15 protein-coding genes are annotated in these 16,425 nt (G+C 50.7%); 9 read left to right on the forward strand and 6 right to left on the reverse strand.

The window, feature by feature from the left end:
- Nucleotides 1-57: 57 nt before the first annotated feature.
- Nucleotides 58-924, reverse strand: a complete 867-nt coding sequence (gene yghU / locus ACJHX3_RS03700) for a glutathione-dependent disulfide-bond oxidoreductase (protein WP_001377061.1) — start codon at nucleotides 922-924, stop codon at nucleotides 58-60.
- Nucleotides 925-1,128: 204 nt separating this feature from the next.
- On the opposite strand from yghU, the gene gss reads away from it, so the two are divergent.
- Nucleotides 1,129-2,988, forward strand: coding sequence for a bifunctional glutathionylspermidine amidase/synthase (gss, locus tag ACJHX3_RS03705; protein ID WP_001295514.1), 1,860 nt, complete (start codon nucleotides 1,129-1,131; stop codon nucleotides 2,986-2,988).
- Nucleotides 2,989-3,279: 291 nt separating this feature from the next.
- Nucleotides 3,280-4,779 (forward strand): inorganic phosphate transporter PitB, encoded by a 1,500-nt coding sequence (gene pitB, locus ACJHX3_RS03710; protein ID WP_000933296.1) that lies wholly within the window; start codon nucleotides 3,280-3,282, stop codon nucleotides 4,777-4,779.
- A 48-nt stretch (nucleotides 4,780-4,827) separates the two neighbouring features.
- Here pitB and ACJHX3_RS03715 read toward each other — a convergent pair whose 3' ends face one another.
- Nucleotides 4,828-5,520 carry a dTMP kinase gene (locus ACJHX3_RS03715; protein ID WP_001190757.1) on the reverse strand — a complete coding sequence of 231 codons (693 nt, stop codon included), beginning with the start codon at nucleotides 5,518-5,520 and terminating at the stop codon, nucleotides 4,828-4,830.
- Nucleotides 5,521-5,693: 173 nt separating this feature from the next.
- On the opposite strand from ACJHX3_RS03715, the gene ACJHX3_RS03720 reads away from it, so the two are divergent.
- Genes ACJHX3_RS03720 through lptG form a run of 7 tightly spaced genes read left to right on the forward strand, consistent with a single transcriptional unit; the run spans nucleotide 5,694 to nucleotide 12,165 of the window.
- Nucleotides 5,694-6,407 carry a dTMP kinase gene (locus ACJHX3_RS03720; RefSeq protein ID WP_001076256.1) on the forward strand — a complete coding sequence of 238 codons (714 nt, stop codon included), beginning with the start codon at nucleotides 5,694-5,696 and terminating at the stop codon, nucleotides 6,405-6,407.
- A gap of 31 nt (nucleotides 6,408-6,438) precedes the next feature.
- On the forward strand, nucleotides 6,439-7,197 hold the full coding sequence (locus tag ACJHX3_RS03725) for a hypothetical protein (protein WP_000339522.1): 759 nt from the start codon (nucleotides 6,439-6,441) through the stop codon (nucleotides 7,195-7,197).
- A 45-nt stretch (nucleotides 7,198-7,242) separates the two neighbouring features.
- Nucleotides 7,243-8,592, forward strand: a complete 1,350-nt coding sequence (locus tag ACJHX3_RS03730) for a lipopolysaccharide biosynthesis protein (RefSeq protein WP_000896884.1) — start codon at nucleotides 7,243-7,245, stop codon at nucleotides 8,590-8,592.
- Nucleotides 8,592-9,428, forward strand: coding sequence for a hypothetical protein (locus tag ACJHX3_RS03735; protein ID WP_094321857.1), 837 nt, complete (start codon nucleotides 8,592-8,594; stop codon nucleotides 9,426-9,428). The genes ACJHX3_RS03730 and ACJHX3_RS03735 overlap by 1 nt, the downstream gene beginning before the upstream one ends.
- Nucleotides 9,428-9,988, forward strand: coding sequence for a YtfJ family protein (locus tag ACJHX3_RS03740; protein WP_001141147.1), 561 nt, complete (start codon nucleotides 9,428-9,430; stop codon nucleotides 9,986-9,988). Before ACJHX3_RS03735 ends, ACJHX3_RS03740 begins: the two co-directional genes overlap by 1 nt.
- Before the next feature lie 30 nt (nucleotides 9,989-10,018).
- Nucleotides 10,019-11,089 carry an LPS export ABC transporter permease LptF gene (gene lptF, locus ACJHX3_RS03745; protein ID WP_000779641.1) on the forward strand — a complete coding sequence of 357 codons (1,071 nt, stop codon included), beginning with the start codon at nucleotides 10,019-10,021 and terminating at the stop codon, nucleotides 11,087-11,089.
- Nucleotides 11,086-12,165, forward strand: a complete 1,080-nt coding sequence (gene lptG / locus ACJHX3_RS03750; RefSeq protein WP_094321858.1) for an LPS export ABC transporter permease LptG — start codon at nucleotides 11,086-11,088, stop codon at nucleotides 12,163-12,165. Before lptF ends, lptG begins: the two co-directional genes overlap by 4 nt.
- A 34-nt stretch (nucleotides 12,166-12,199) precedes the next feature.
- Here the strand turns inward: lptG and spt are convergent, their stop codons facing one another.
- Genes spt through ACJHX3_RS03770 form a run of 4 tightly spaced genes read right to left on the reverse strand, consistent with a single transcriptional unit; the run spans nucleotide 12,200 to nucleotide 16,251 of the window.
- Nucleotides 12,200-13,372, reverse strand: a complete 1,173-nt coding sequence (gene spt, locus ACJHX3_RS03755) for a serine palmitoyltransferase (RefSeq protein WP_094308154.1) — start codon at nucleotides 13,370-13,372, stop codon at nucleotides 12,200-12,202.
- Nucleotides 13,372-13,620 carry an acyl carrier protein gene (locus ACJHX3_RS03760; protein WP_000248097.1) on the reverse strand — a complete coding sequence of 83 codons (249 nt, stop codon included), beginning with the start codon at nucleotides 13,618-13,620 and terminating at the stop codon, nucleotides 13,372-13,374. The genes spt and ACJHX3_RS03760 overlap by 1 nt, the downstream gene beginning before the upstream one ends.
- Nucleotides 13,621-13,651: 31 nt before the next feature.
- The gene (locus ACJHX3_RS03765; protein WP_001077130.1) at nucleotides 13,652-14,566 is read right to left on the reverse strand and encodes an NAD-dependent epimerase/dehydratase family protein; all 915 of its coding nucleotides are present in this window, start codon (nucleotides 14,564-14,566) and stop codon (nucleotides 13,652-13,654) included.
- Nucleotides 14,563-16,251 (reverse strand): fatty acyl-AMP ligase, encoded by a 1,689-nt coding sequence (locus ACJHX3_RS03770; protein WP_001377059.1) that lies wholly within the window; start codon nucleotides 16,249-16,251, stop codon nucleotides 14,563-14,565. Before ACJHX3_RS03770 ends, ACJHX3_RS03765 begins: the two co-directional genes overlap by 4 nt.
- Nucleotides 16,252-16,425 lie beyond the last annotated feature (174 nt).

A 16,425-nucleotide genomic window follows, 5' to 3' on the forward strand; every position in this document is an offset into this window, starting at 1 on the left:
GATGCGGCGTAAATGCTTTATCCGGCTACATAGCGATAAGCCTGCCAATGTTGCGACTTACCCCTGACGCTTATCTTCCGTATTCGTCTCAAAATCACTGGCGTCATGGCGCTCATGCAACTGCTCGTTCAGCGGCCCGTTGGTGCGGTTAACAATACGCCCACGCTTCACCGCCGGACGTTCGCCCACTTCTTTCGCCCAGCGTTGTATGTGTTTATAACTTCCCGCATCCAGAAACTCTGCGGCATCATACACGCCGCCTAACACCACGTTGCCAAACCACGGCCAAATCGCCATATCCGCAATGGTGTACTCATCGCCCGCAACAAACTTATGCTGCGCCAGTTGCTTATCCAGCACGTCGAGCAGGCGCTTGGCTTCCATGGTAAAGCGATTGATGGCGTACTCAATTTTCACCGGCGCGTAATGGTAAAAGTGACCAAAACCACCGCCGAGAAACGGCGCAGCACCCTGTAACCAGAACAACCAGTTCATTGCTTCAGTACGCTTTGCCAGATCCTGCGGCAGGAAGTAGCCAAATTTCTCCGCCAGATAAAGCAGAATCGATCCAGACTCAAACACGCGGATCGGCGGATTATGCGTATGATCGCGCAGCGCCGGGATCTTCGAGTTTGGGTTTACTTCGACAAAACCGCTGGAGAATTGATCGCCATCGCCTATGCGTATCAGCCAGGCATCGTACTCTGCGCCAGTAACGCCCAGCTCCAGCAGCTCCTCAAGCATAATCGTTACTTTCTGACCGTTCGGCGTTCCCAGCGAATAGAGTTGCAGCGGATGTTTGCCCACCGGCAGCGTTTTTTCATGCGTCGGACCAGAAACCGGGCGATTGATATTGGCGAACGCGCCGCCTGCGGATTTATCCCACGTCCAGACTTTCGCGGGCTGATAAGTATTGTCTGTCATAGTGAGTTGCCTTCTCAGTGGTAGTGTTGAAGCAGTGTAGCAGGTCACTTGCTGTACAGAATGTGAATTTTTTAACCCTTTGCGCCAGCCGCTGCGATGAGGTGTATGATTAGTCTGACCTCTGTCCGGTTAATGTCGCTGAGCAGGTAATCAGAGCACAACAATTACGCCAACTGCTTAGGTTGTATTGTTAAAGGTAAAGTGATGAGCAAAGGAACGACCAGCCAGGATGCCCCGTTCGGGACATTATTGGGCTACGCCCCAGGTGGGGTAGCAATCTACTCTTCAGATTACAGTTCTCTCGATCCGCAGGAATACGAAGATGACGCCGTATTCCGTAGCTATATCGACGACGAATATATGGGCCACAAATGGCAATGCGTTGAATTTGCTCGCCGTTTTCTCTTTCTGAACTACGGTGTGGTCTTTACTGACGTGGGTATGGCGTGGGAGATTTTCTCGCTGCGCTTCCTGCGTGAAGTGGTTAATGACAACATCCTGCCATTGCAGGCATTTCCTAACGGCTCGCCGCGTGCGCCGGTCGCGGGTGCGCTTCTTATCTGGGATAAAGGCGGTGAATTTAAAGACACTGGCCATGTCGCCATCATTACCCAATTACATGGCAACAAAGTCCGTATTGCGGAACAGAACGTGATTCATTCCCCGTTGCCGCAAGGGCAACAGTGGACGCGCGAATTGGAGATGGTGGTCGAAAACGGCTGCTATACCCTTAAAGACACTTTTGATGACACCACCATTCTGGGCTGGATGATCCAGACGGAAGATACTGAATACAGCTTACCGCAGCCGGAAATTGCAGGCGAGCTGCTGAAAATCAGCGGAGCGCGTCTGGAAAACAAAGGCCAGTTTGACGGTAAATGGCTGGATGAAAAAGATCCGCTGCAAAACGCCTATGTGCAGGCCAACGGTCAGGTGATCAATCAGGATCCGTATCATTACTACACCATTACCGAGAGCGCCGAGCAGGAGCTGATTAAAGCCACCAACGAGCTGCACCTGATGTATCTTCACGCAACCGACAAGGTGCTGAAAGATGACAACCTGCTGGCGCTGTTCGACATTCCGAAAATCCTCTGGCCACGTTTGCGTCTCTCCTGGCAGCGTCGCCGTCACCATATGATCACTGGTCGTATGGATTTCTGCATGGATGAGCGTGGCCTGAAGGTTTACGAATACAACGCCGACTCCGCCTCCTGCCATACCGAAGCTGGCTTGATCCTCGAACGTTGGGCGGAGCAGGGCTATAAAGGCAACGGCTTCAATCCGGCGGAAGGGCTGATTAACGAACTGGCCGGTGCCTGGAAACACAGTCGTGCACGTCCGTTTGTCCATATCATGCAGGACAAAGATATCGAGGAAAACTATCACGCGCAGTTTATGGAGCAGGCGCTGCACCAGGCGGGCTTTGAAACGCGTATCTTGCGTGGGTTGGATGAACTGGGCTGGGATGCTGCCGGGCAACTGATTGATGGGGAAGGGCGACTGGTTAACTGCGTGTGGAAAACCTGGGCGTGGGAAACCGCGTTTGATCAGATTCGTGAAGTTAGCGACCGTGAGTTTGCTGCGGTGCCAATCCGTACCGGTCATCCGCAAAATGAAGTGCGTCTTATCGACGTATTGCTGCGCCCGGAAGTGCTGGTCTTTGAGCCGCTGTGGACGGTGATCCCCGGCAACAAAGCGATTCTTCCGATCCTCTGGTCGCTGTTCCCGCACCATCGTTACCTACTGGATACCGATTTCACTGTTAATGATGAACTGGTAAAAACAGGTTACGCAGTGAAACCGATCGCCGGTCGCTGTGGCAGTAACATCGACCTGGTCAGCCATCATGAAGAGGTGCTGGACAAAACCAGCGGTAAATTTGCCGAGCAGAAAAACATCTATCAGCAACTGTGGTGTTTGCCGAAAGTGGACGGTAAATACATTCAGGTATGTACCTTCACCGTTGGCGGCAACTACGGTGGGACGTGTTTGCGCGGTGATGAATCACTGGTCATTAAAAAAGAGAGTGATATTGAACCGTTAATTGTGGTGAAAGAGTAATACATGTTGTAGCAACCCCGCACTGATTATGAAGAATAATCAGTGCGGGGATTAATCAAAATATTCAATATTTATATATTCAAATATTTATTCATTTCATGTGTGAATGTATTAACCAGTGGAATACCTGTGTTTTGATTATTTCTAAAGGTTTTGAATGAATGCTTATTATCTGATACACAAGAAATAACACTCTTTTTATCGTTAAAAAATGATATTTCACTTTGCCCACGCCGTTAAAGTCACTGATAATGCGTCCGTTCGTAAATTCAAAATGGCGTAATCTAATATATGCTAAATTTATTTGTTGGCCTTGATATATACACAGGGCTTTTGTTATTACTTGCTCTGGCATTTGTGTTGTTCTACGAAGCAATCAATGGTTTTCATGACACGGCGAATGCGGTGGCAACCGTTATTTATACTCGTGCCATGCAACCACAACTTGCTGTGGTGATGGCGGCATTTTTTAACTTTTTTGGCGTATTGCTAGGCGGACTTAGCGTTGCCTATGCCATTGTCCATATGTTGCCAACCGATTTGTTGCTGAATATGGGGTCAACTCACGGCCTGGCGATGGTCTTTTCCATGCTGCTGGCGGCGATTATCTGGAACCTGGGAACGTGGTTCTTTGGTTTACCGGCCTCCAGTTCGCATACCTTGATTGGTGCGATTATCGGCATCGGTTTAACCAACGCGCTGTTAACCGGCTCATCGGTGATGGATGCGTTAAACCTGCGTGAAGTGACCAAAATTTTCTCCTCGCTGATTGTTTCCCCTATCGTCGGCCTGGTCATTGCGGGAGGCCTGATATTCCTGCTGCGCCGCTACTGGAGCGGGACGAAAAAGCGTGACCGTATTCACCGCATTCCGGAAGATCGCAAAAAGAAAAAAGGCAAACGTAAGCCACCATTCTGGACGCGTATTGCGCTGATTGTTTCCGCTGCGGGCGTGGCGTTTTCGCACGGCGCGAACGACGGGCAGAAAGGGATCGGCCTGGTGATGCTGGTACTGGTGGGGATAGCCCCTGCTGGTTTCGTCGTCAATATGAATGCGTCCGGCTATGAAATTACCCGTACCCGCGATGCCGTCACCAACTTTGAACACTATCTGCAACAGCATCCTGAACTGCCGCAGAAGTTGATTGCGATGGAACCTCCATTGCCTGCGGCATCGACTGATGGCACGCAAGTAACGGAGTTTCATTGTCATCCGGCAAATACCTTTGATGCGATTGCGCGCGTTAAAACGATGTTGCCAGGTAATATGGAAAGCTACGAGCCGTTAAGCGTGAGTCAGCGCAGCCAGCTGCGCCGCATTATGCTGTGCATCTCTGATACCTCTGCGAAGCTGGCGAAACTGCCAGGCGTCAGTAAAGAAGATCAGAACCTGCTGAAAAAACTGCGCAGCGATATGTTAAGCACCATTGAGTACGCTCCGGTGTGGATCATCATGGCGGTAGCACTGGCGCTCGGCATTGGCACCATGATTGGCTGGCGTCGTGTAGCGATGACCATCGGTGAGAAGATTGGTAAGCGCGGCATGACGTATGCGCAAGGCATGGCGGCACAAATGACGGCGGCAGTGTCTATCGGCCTTGCCAGTTATATTGGGATGCCCGTCTCCACAACACACGTCCTCTCGTCTGCGGTAGCAGGGACGATGGTGGTGGACGGCGGTGGGTTACAGCGTAAAACGGTAACCAGCATCCTGATGGCGTGGGTGTTTACTTTACCGGCGGCGATTTTTCTTTCTGGTGGGTTGTACTGGATAGCATTGCAGTTGATTTAACCTTCCTGAAAATGCCCGGTCCTGGCGATCGGGCATTTCCATTTTTGACTAGTGATAACCACGCGCGGTCATAAAATCCGTAATCGCTTTTTCTGCATCAACCAGCACCTTTTCCAGTGGCTGATTAGCATCGATATCAACCAGTTGTGCACCGCCAAAGGTTAACTGTGGCGTTATGGCAATCTTCCTCGCCAGCGATTCCCGTTTATGGTCGGGTTTACGCGCGCAGGCAACTTCAAGGTCAACATTGAGTTTGATGACCAGATCAGGTTTATGGCTCGCCATCCAGTGAAACGCTTTACGTTCCTGGCTTGCCAGCCATGAGACAAACCGGCCGCCTTCAACGTTAGGCGGGAACACTGTACCATCGTAAGCGCCAGGAATTTGGTCCTGAGGATAACGGTCGGTTAGAACAATTAACCCGCGACGACGACAGGCAAGCATATGACGAAAGCGCAGTAAGCGACGGGCGACAAACGCTGTAATTACCAGCGCCGGAACAGGGCCAGGCAATTTTTTTGCTGTTTTCACCTGATTTCGTTCAATTGTTTTATGTAAGGATTTTCCCATCAACGGTAATTTTGTCACTGCACGACCGACATTTCCGGCCTGTTTTCCTAAATGAACTCTTTCGGCAGCATCATATTTTTCGACAACGGTAATGAGATGTTCACACACCGTTGACTTGCCTGAACCATCGCTACCAATAACGGCAATTAATGGAGGTGTTATTGACTGCATGAATATATCCTTTAATTTAAATATCCATTAAAAATATTTATTTGGTTAATATGTTTTTATGAAAGCGTAATTCAGGTCAATGTCACAATTAACCATTATCACAATAAGGTTGAACGGATATTCTGAGCACGGACCACGTAATATTCAATACATTATTTTCTGCCGGGTTTTTCGTGAATCAACGTAATATGTCAATAATTAATTCCACGCCAGTGCGTGTTATTGCCATTGTAGGATGTGATGGTTCAGGTAAATCGACCCTCACGGCAAGCCTGGTAAATGAACTGGCAGCAAGAATGCCAACAGAACACATTTATCTCGGGCAATCGTCCGGGCGAATTGGCGAATGGATTTCACAGCTCTCTGTTATTGGCGCACCTTTTGGGCGTTATCTGCGAAGTAAAGCGGCACATGTGCACGAAAAGCCCTCAACACCGCCTGGCAATATTACTGCGCTGGTTATCTATCTGCTTTCCTGCTGGCGGGCGTATAAGTTTCGCAAAATGTTGTGTAAAAGCCAGCAAGGCTATCTGCTCATCACCGACCGCTACCCGCAGGTTGAAGTGCCGGGTTTTCGCTTTGATGGCCCGCAATTGGCAAAAACCACGGGCGGTAACGGTTGGATAAAAATGTTAAGGCAGCGCGAGCTGAAGCTGTACCAATGGATGGCGTCTTATTTGCCCGTATTGTTGATTCGTCTTGGCATTGATGAACAAACCGCGTTTGCGCGTAAACCTGACCACCAACTGGCAGCGTTACAGGAAAAAATCGCCGTTACGCCGCAACTGACATTCAATGGCGCAAAGATCCTTGAACTGGATGGTCGGCAACCAGCCGATGAAATTCTGCAAGCGTCACTACGCGCAATTCACGCTGCGCTTTCCTGATCACCAAAATGGATAGGGGATGATTTAACGAATGGACGCACTACAAACACAAACTGTTAATAGTACAACCGCGCCGCAGCCCAACTACATTCCGGGGCTGATTGCGGTGGTCGGGTGTGATGGCACCGGTAAATCCACACTGACCACCGACCTGGTGAAATCGCTGCAACAACACTGGCAAACCGAGCGGCGCTATCTGGGGCTGCTCTCGGGCGAAGACGGCGACAAGATCAAACGATTGCCGTTGGTTGGCGTCTGGCTCGAACGGCGACTGGCGGCCAAATCCTCGAAAACCCAAAGCATGAAAACCAAATCTCCAGCGCTATGGGCGGCGGTGATTATGTACTGCTTCTCGCTGCGAAGAATAGCGAATCTACGCAAGGTTCAGCGACTGGCGCAAAGTGGCGTTCTGGTGGTCAGCGATCGCTTCCCGCAGGCTGAAATTTCGGGCTTTTATTATGACGGACCGGGGATCGGCGTCGAACGTGCGACCGGGAAAATCAGCATGTTTCTGGCGCAGCGCGAACGGCGTTTATACCAACAAATGGCGCAATACCGTCCTGAATTAATCATTCGCTTGGGGATTGATATTGATACTGCCATCTCCCGCAAGCCTGACCATGACTATGCCGAGCTGCAGGACAAAATCGGCGTCATGTCGACGATTGGCTATAACGGCACAAAAATTCTTGAGATTGATTCCAGAGCGCCTTACAGCGAGGTGCTGGAACAGGCACAGAAGGCGGTTTCTCTGGTTGCCATCGTTTCTGACCGCCGAAGTTTAACTTAAGGCTGGCGGGATACTTTTTACTATCAACGATAAGGTCAGGCTGAATTGGCGGGTTTTAACATCAAACATTGGTTTGCAGATGGCGCGTTTCGCACCATTATTCGCAATAGCGCCTGGTTAGGTTCCAGTAATGTCGTGAGCGCTTTGCTGGGTCTGTTGGCGCTCTCGTGTGCCGGTAAAGGGATGACGCCCGCCATGTTTGGCGTACTGGTGATTGTGCAATCGTACGCCAAGTCGATCAGCGATTTTATTAAGTTTCAGACATGGCAGTTGGTGGTGCAGTACGGAACGCCAGCCTTGACCAACAATAATCCGCAGCAATTTCGCAATGTCGTCTCATTTTCCTTCTCGCTGGATATCGTCAGCGGCGCGGTGGCGATTGTCGGCGGCATTGCCTTACTCCCTTTTCTTTCCCATTCATTAGGTCTGGATGACCAAAGCTTTTGGCTGGCCGCGCTGTATTGCACGCTCATTCCTTCAATGGCTTCCTCCACGCCGACCGGCATTCTGCGTGCGGTAGATCGCTTCGATCTAATTGCTGTACAGCAAGCGACGAAACCTTTTCTGCGCGCAGCGGGGAGCGTCGTAGCCTGGTATTTTGACTTTGGTTTTGCGGGTTTTGTTATTGCCTGGTACGTGTCGAATCTGGTTGGCGGCACCATGTACTGGTGGTTTGCCGCGCGCGAATTACGCCGCAGAAATATCCATAACGCCTTCAAATTGAATCTGTTTGAGTCTGCCCGACACATTAAAGGCGCGTGGAGTTTTGTCTGGTCAACCAACATTGCCCACTCCATCTGGTCGGCACGTAACTCGTGCAGCACAGTGTTGGTGGGGATCGTGTTAGGACCCGCTGCCGCCGGGTTATTTAAAATCGCCATGACATTCTTCGACGCCGCCGGAACGCCAGCGGGTTTACTGGGTAAAAGTTTTTACCCAGAGGTGATGCGTTTAGATCCGCGCACCACCAGACCGTGGTTGTTAGGCGTGAAGTCCGGTTTACTGGCGGGCGGAATCGGTATTCTGGTGGCGCTCGCGGTGTTGATCGTCGGCAAGCCGCTCATTTCGCTGGTGTTTGGCGTTAAGTATCTCGAAGCGTATGACCTGATTCAGGTGATGCTGGGCGCAATTGTGATTTCGATGCTGGGCTTCCCACAGGAGTCATTGCTATTGATGGCGGGAAAACAGCGTGCTTTTCTCGTGGCGCAAACCATCGCCTCAATCGGCTACATCGTATTGCTGTTCATGTTCTGTCATCTGTTTGGCGTGCTGGGGGCTGCATTTGCTTACTTCGCTGGGCAATGTCTGGATGTGGTGCTCTCGCTAATTCCAACCTTAAAGGCGTTTTTTCAGCGCCATTCCTTGCTTTATAACGCAGCCGGAGAGAAATCCTGATGATGAGAAAATATTTCCCGCTTGAGGCGAGCGAGCGTCTATTTGTTGCGATTGAAGAAGATGATGTCGTTGATGCACAGGTCAGTTTGCCGCCGACTATCGCACTAAGTTGTACCACCGAAATCATCCATGATAATTACGCGTTATGCCTGCAATTCTGGCTCAATGGCGTCAATCGCCAGGAGTTACTGCGTTTAATATGCAAACAGGCCAAAGGCGATGAGCTGACTGCTGATGAGCGCAAACAATTTAAATACATGCGAGCGCGCTACAAGCACCTGCGTTTTGCGCAACGGCCGTATTTAAAAAAGCATCAGGCCGGATTTTTATTCGGCAAAACGACCGTTTTTCTTGGGCATTTTCAGGATGGCTTTCGTAACGGTAAGAAAAATATTGTGTCGTTTTACGGTAACCTGTTACGTGTTTATTTGAGCTCCCCTGTCTGGTGGCTGGTGAACTATTCATTGCGCCATAGCCAGTTAGAAACCGTGAACGATTTTATCGCCTACCGCCAGAAGCAAATGTACATCCTGAAAGAGATTATTGCCAAACCGCAACTAACTGGCAGGGAATTTCATGATGTGCGAAAAATCATCAGCCAGCAGGTTTCTTATTACGACACCTTAAGATCGCTTGATCCTGAAAATAAAGAGGCGTTACTGATTTCCCGTTTTCTCGCCGCCATTAATGGTCTGATGGGGGATAAGCACGACGACATGGTGGCGGATGATATGGAGAACCGCCGGTCATATGATGCACCGGTGGCGCTGGATAGCGATATTCGCCTGCGTTTAGAACTGCTGATTTCGCGTTTCCCACTCTATCCGGAGCAATAATGCCATCTCGTTGGATTTTCGCTCTGATCATCGCACTCTTAGCGCCAGGCGCGGTGGCACACAATTTCGTCACTGGTAAAACGGTTACCCCTGTTTATATCCAGGAAGGCGGCGAGCTGCTTCTGAACAGCGACGACGAAATTCACTACCAAAAGTGGAACAGCACACAGCTGGCGGGAAAAGTCCGCATTATTCAGTATATCGCCGGGCGTAAGTCGGCGAAGAAAAAGAACTCACTGTTAATTAAAGCGGTTGAAGCGGCAAACTTTCCGCAGGATCGTTTTCAGCCCACCACCATTGTGAACACCGATGATGCCATCTTTGGTACTGGCTATTTTGTCGTTGGCAAAATCGAAAAAAATAAACGCCGCTATCCGTGGGCGCAATTCGTTATTGACGGCAATGGACTGGGACGCGTTGCCTGGCGGTTGCCGGAGCAGAGTTCAACCATTCTGGTGCTGAATAAAACCGGGCAAATTCAGTGGGCAAAGGACGGCAGCCTGACGCCGGAAGAGGTAGATCATGTCATTGCGCTGGCGCAGAAGCTGATCAATGAATAAAAAACTCAAAGGATTGAGGGCGTTAGTGAGATGAAGCTGGTTGAACACTACATCATGCGTGGTACGCGCCGTCTGGTGCTGATTATCGTCGGTTTTCTGATCTTTATTTTCGCCAGCTACTCCGCACAGCGTTATCTGACCGAAGCGGCAAATGGGACATTAGCTCTTGATGTTGTGCTGGATATCGTTTTCTACAAAGTGCTGATTGCACTGGAGATGTTGTTACCTGTTGGACTGTATGTGTCAGTTGGCGTGACGCTAGGGCAGATGTATACCGATTCGGAAATCACAGCTATCTCTGCGGCGGGGGGCAGTCCGGGACGCTTGTACAAAGCCGTTCTTTATCTGGCGATACCGCTAAGTATTTTTGTCACCCTTCTGTCGATGTATGGTCGTCCGTGGGCTTATGCGCAGATTTATCAACTGGAGCAACAGTCGCAGTCGGAGCTGGATGTTCGCCAGTTGCGGGCAAAGAAATTTAACACTAACGATAACGGACGAATGATCCTTTCGCAGACGGTTGATCAGGATAATAATCGCCTGACTGACGCGCTGATTTATACTTCTACTGCCAATCGAACCCGTATTTTCCGCGCCCGTTCGGTTGATGTGGTTGACCCATCACCCGAGAAACCGACCGTTATGTTGCACAACGGCACTGCCTATCTTCTCGATCATCAGGGGCGTGACGACAACGAACAGATCTACCGTAATCTGCAATTACATCTGAATCCGCTGGATCAAAGCCCGAACGTCAAACGCAAAGCGAAATCGGTCACGGAGCTGGCGCGCTCCGCCTTTCCTGCCGATCATGCCGAACTGCAATGGCGACAAAGCCGTGGCCTGACCGCATTGTTGATGGCGCTGCTGGCCATTTCATTAAGTCGGGTAAAACCGCGGCAAGGGCGATTTTCAACGTTATTGCCACTGACGTTGCTGTTTATTGCCATTTTTTATGGCGGCGACGTCTGCCGTACGCTGGTGGCTAACGGCGCGATTCCCCTCATTCCTGGTTTGTGGTTAGTGCCCGGACTCATGCTAATGGGCCTGCTGATACTGGTCGCACGTGACTTCTCTTTGCTGCAGAAATTTTCCCGATGAATGTTTTCAGTCGCTATTTAATCCATCATCTCTTTCTCGGTTTTGCCGCCGCTGCAGGGCTATTGCTGCCGCTTTTTACCACCTTCAACCTGATTAACGAACTGGATGGTGTCAGCCCGGGCGGTTATCGCTGGACTCAGGCGGTGCTGGTGGTGCTAATGACCTTACCGCGCACACTGGTCGAACTTTCGCCGTTTATCGCGTTATTGGGTGGTATTGTTGGACTGGGGCAGTTATCGAAAAACAGTGAGCTTACCGCCATTCGCAGCACGGGGTTTTCTATCTTCCGTATTGCACTGGTGGCGCTGGTTGCCGGGATATTGTGGACTGTTTCGTTAGGCGCGATAGATGAGTGGGTGGCGTCGCCATTGCAGCAACAGGCGTTGCAAATCAAATCGACCGCCACCGCGTTGGGGGAGGACGATGACATTACCGGCAATATGCTGTGGGCCAGGCGTGGTAATGAATTTGTGACGGTGAAATCGCTGAACGAGCAGGGCCAGCCGGTGGGCGTGGAGATATTTCATTACCGCGACGATCTCTCGCTCGAATCCTACATTTATGCACGCAGTGCCACCATTGAAGACGACAAAACGTGGGTCCTGCATGGTGTGAATCATAAAAAATGGCTGAATGGCAAAGAAACGCTGGAAACATTAGATAATCTTGCCTGGCAATCGGCCTTCACCAGTATGGATCTTGAAGAGCTATCGATGCCGGGGAATACTTTTTCTGTCCGTCAGCTTAATCATTACATCCATTATTTGCAGGAAACCGGGCAACCCAGCAGCGAATACCGCCTTGCACTGTGGGAAAAACTGGGGCAACCCATCCTGACCCTGGCGATGATTTTGCTGGCTGTGCCGTTTACCTTTAGTGCCCCGCGTTCGCCTGGGATGGGTAGCCGTCTCGCTGTAGGCGTCATCGTGGGCTTACTCACCTGGATCAGCTATCAAATCATGGTCAATCTGGGGTTGCTATTTGCGTTGAGCGCACCTGTTACCGCGCTCGGTTTACCGGTAGCGTTTGTGCTGATGGCGTTGAGCCTGGTGTATTGGTATGACAGACAACATTAAACCCGCCGTGGCGCAGCGCCACAGCGGGCTCACATTACTGCTTCAGAGTAGCGAACGCTTGAATGATGGCATCAATTTGCTCACGACTGTGGGCAGCGTTTACGCTACAGCGCAGCAGCGTGATGCCTGCAGGCGCGGCAGGTGGCAGGATAAGATTCACATAAACGCCCAGCGAAATAAGCTCGCGCCAGATGCGTAAACCTTCCTCTTTCGAACCGATTATTACTGGCACTACCGGGCTAATATGTGAACTTAACTCGTAACCCAGTTTTTGCAGACCGTCATACAGATGGTTGGCGTTATCCATCAGCTTTTGCCGCAACTCTGGTTGTGTAGCAATGGTTCTTAACGACGAGCGCACGGTCGCAATGCAGGACGGAGAAGGAGAGGCGGTAAAAATATACGGGCGGCTGCCGTAGCGCAGCACTTCCATCGCTTCCGAACCGACAGCAAAACCGCCAATCGAGGCCAGACTTTTACTGAAAGTACCAACGATAATATCCACATCATCTTCAACGCCAACGGCTTCAGCCAGTCCGCGCCCCGTTGCGCCTAACACGCCAAACGAATGCGCTTCATCGACAATCAAATAACCATCGAGACGACGTTTGATATCAACAATTTCCGCCAGCGGCGCAACGTCACCGAGCATACTGTAGATGCCTTCAACGATGATAATCGCCTCTTTTGCCCGTTCACCGAGGCGAACCATGCGCCGTTCCAGATCGTTGGCATCGTTATGGCGGAAACGAATAATTTCCGCGCCACCGAGAGAACAGGCGTCATAAATACTGGCGTGGCTGTCGGCATCCAGTAACACCACGGCGTTATGGTCGGCAAGTGCGCTGATGACGCCTAAATTAGCGGTATAACCGGTTGAAAAAACGATAGCGGTAGGGCGATTAAAAAACTCGGCGATCTCTTTCTCTAACGCCAGATGCGGCGCATAACTGCCGTTTGCCATACGAGAACCGGTGGTGCCGGTGCCTTGGGCCGCTAACGCTGCCTGACCTTCGGCGATGGCATCATGATTAAAGGTTAAACCGAGATAATTATTGGTCCCGGCCAGAATCACTTTTTTATTGCCGATCCGACCTTCGGTGGCGGAATACACTTCATCAATACAGGTGCCAAACGGTGTTAACCCGTTGTCACTAAATTGCAGTCGCTCGCCAGCAAGGCGCGCATATTTATCGTATAGCCCCATTATTTATTCTCCAGCCATGGAAGTAGTGTTTCCATTAATTGCGCAGGGGTTTTGACATCCAGCAGAATATTAATAGGAATGGAAATATCGAATCTGTCTTCCAGCATCATTAAGAGATCCATCACTTTGATCGACTCCAGGCCAAGATCGTTGACGAGATCGCTGTCGGGCTTAATTTCCACACCGTTTTCGACCAAATCCTGTAAACAGGAAAGGATGTAATCCATTACTATTTCACGATTTACCATAGAAACGTTAACACACCTTTAAACAAGACAATCAAAATAGCCCGTTGCGTAATGCGTGTTCCAGGCTAATCCCGGGAAACCAATTAATATCTTCAGAAATACGGTTATTACTTGCTGACCAGTCGGCGTGGGTTAATTCACGGATTTTCGAGCGGGTCAGCATAGGTTCTTTACCTGCCAGGCGACTCAACGCGGTACTGATATCCGCAAGGCAGGTGAGTACCGACAGAGGAATACCAACCATTCGAACGGAACCGCAACGGGCGTCGGCGGCAAGTTGCTGTACGCGTTGCCAGTCATAGCCGCCGGCGACGCCATCGCATAATTCATAGGTTTGCGTCTGTACAGTTTCGGCGCTTAACCACTGCCCCACGGCTTGCGCGAAATCGGTGACGTGCAGGAAAGACAGCTGTGTATCTGGCGCACCAAGTCGTGGCAGCAGGCCGCGCAGCATCCAGTCAAACAGCGGTTTTAACTCTTTATCGCCGGGACCATACACGGCTGTCGGGCGAAAAATGCCCAGCGTAATTTCGTCAGCCATTGCGGTCAGTCGTTGTTCGGCGACGTGTTTGGAATTTGCGTACCAGGAGAGTTCGGGATGACGCGCCGCCAGCGAAGAGATAAACAGAAAACGTTGGCAAAAGCCGCTCTCTTTTGCCGCTTGCATCAGGCGCAGGCTGCCGTCAACGTTACAGCGGGTAAAAATCTCTTCTTTGTGTCCGCGCACTTGTCCGGCGCAATGGACCACCGCGCTGGCTCCGGCAACCAGTTCGCTAAGCGAATGTGTATCTTCCAGCGAACCGCTCACCCAGATGAGATTATCATTGACGTGAGCGCGGGCAGTACGCGTCAATGCGCGAACGTGAAAGCCGCGGGCGAGCAGGTTATCGATAATATATTTACCGATAAACCCGGTAGCGCCCGTCACCGCGACAGTTTGATTCATGCCAGGGATTCCTGCACATGAAGGCTTGCAGCATAAGCCTTCTGATAACGTTTTTTCGCTTCCGCACGGGCAGGCTTGCCGGAGGACGTTCGGGGAATACTGTGGGGCGGCAACAGATCGATAGCCGCTGTTACGCCAAATTCGCTTTGGATCCGTGCTGCCAGTGCGTGGATAAGCTGCCCACGACGTTCTTCGTCGCTGATCCTACACTGGATCTGCAGAATGATTTTTTCCTGGGCGGTAACAAAAGCAATCGCATCGCCAGAATGAATTTCCGGTTCCTGTTCCGCAATATATTCAATATCCTGCGGCCAGATATTACGGCCACGAATAATAATCAGATCTTTAATGCGTCCGGTGACATACAGATAACCGTCCAGCAGATAACCGAGGTCGCCGGTATCTAACCAGCCCGTCGCGGCAATCTCGTCTTGCGAAACCTGGTCGCCAAAGTAACCGCTCATCAGGCTGGGGCCGGAGATGCAAATATGGCCTACCACACGTTCCGCGACCGGCATACCTGCTTCATTGCGGATTTCAATGCCATGTTCCGGCAACGCTTTACCGCAGTTGACGAAAGTCGATACGGCGCGTGTTTCAGCACCCGGCGCGACGGCTTTGCCCTGATATTCAAGGATGTCGCGATCCACTTCGTTAACCACAACCCCGGAAGCTTCATCAGAGAAGCTGACAGCCAGCGCATTTTCTGCCAGTCCGTAGCACGGCATGAAAGTTTTATCGTCAAAGTTGACCTGACGGAAACATTCAGCGAATTGATGGAGTTGTTCTGCGGAGATGGGTTCTGCACCAATACCAGCGACGCGCCAGCAGGAAAGATCCAGTTCAGCGAGATCTTTTTCATTCACGCGGCGCTGGCACAATTCATAGCCAAACGGCGGCGCAACGGAAACGGTGCCGCGATTTTTACTGATCAATTTAAGCCATTGCAGAGGACGCATGGCAAAATCCTGAGTGCGCAAATAATCTACTGAAAGCTGCGTGGCGACGGGGGTCAGGAGAAAGCCGACCAGTCCCATATCATGGTAGAAAGGCAGCCAGGAGACGCAGCGGTCGCCAGGGCGTAATTTAATGCCATCGTGGCTTATAGCACGTAGATTAGCCATCACTTCGCGATGGGTGATAATGACGCCACGGGGAAAACGGGTGCTGCCGGAGGTGTACTGGAGGTAGGCGATATCGTTCGGAACTGGATGCTGGAGTGCAACATCGGCTTCCGGTAATGCCTTAAACCAGGCGTGGCTTAAAACATGTAATTCGGGGTTGTTATGCGTAGCAGCATTGACCAGTGGCAACCACTCATCACCAGTGATAATGGCTGCGGGCTGGCAACTTGCCAGTAAACCCTGCAGTTTGGCGCTCCAGGAATCCCGCTGACCGACGCCCATTGGAATTGCCAACGGGACGGCGACTAAGCCGGCATACTGGCAGGAAAAAAAAGCCTCTACGAACCCGCTACTGGTTTCGGCAATCAGCGCCACGCGATCGCCTTTTTTCAGGTTCAGCGATAACAACCGCTTCGCACCAGCTTCGGCACGCGCTTTTAACGTCTGATATTCCAGTTGATCTTCAAGTTGGCAACGTCTGTCATAAAAATTCATTCCGGCGCTACTCAGAGCGGCATAGTCCAAAGCATCAACCAGCGTTGGAAAATCGGCATAGCGCATAGGTAGGGAATGCGTAAAGATTTTATTAGACATATACACCACGAAAAAATTGGATATCAAAAATAAAATGACAATAATGCGGTGGATTATATAGGCATAAAAGATAAATGAGATAGTATTTTCATCAGTGTGAAAATGAACATTGATTTAAATAATGAGTTTGAGTTTTTTTGT

Origin of the sequence: Escherichia sp. WS1265 (assembly GCF_046487585.1) — a bacterium.
Classification (GTDB): Bacteria; Pseudomonadota; Gammaproteobacteria; order Enterobacterales; family Enterobacteriaceae; genus Escherichia; species Escherichia coli.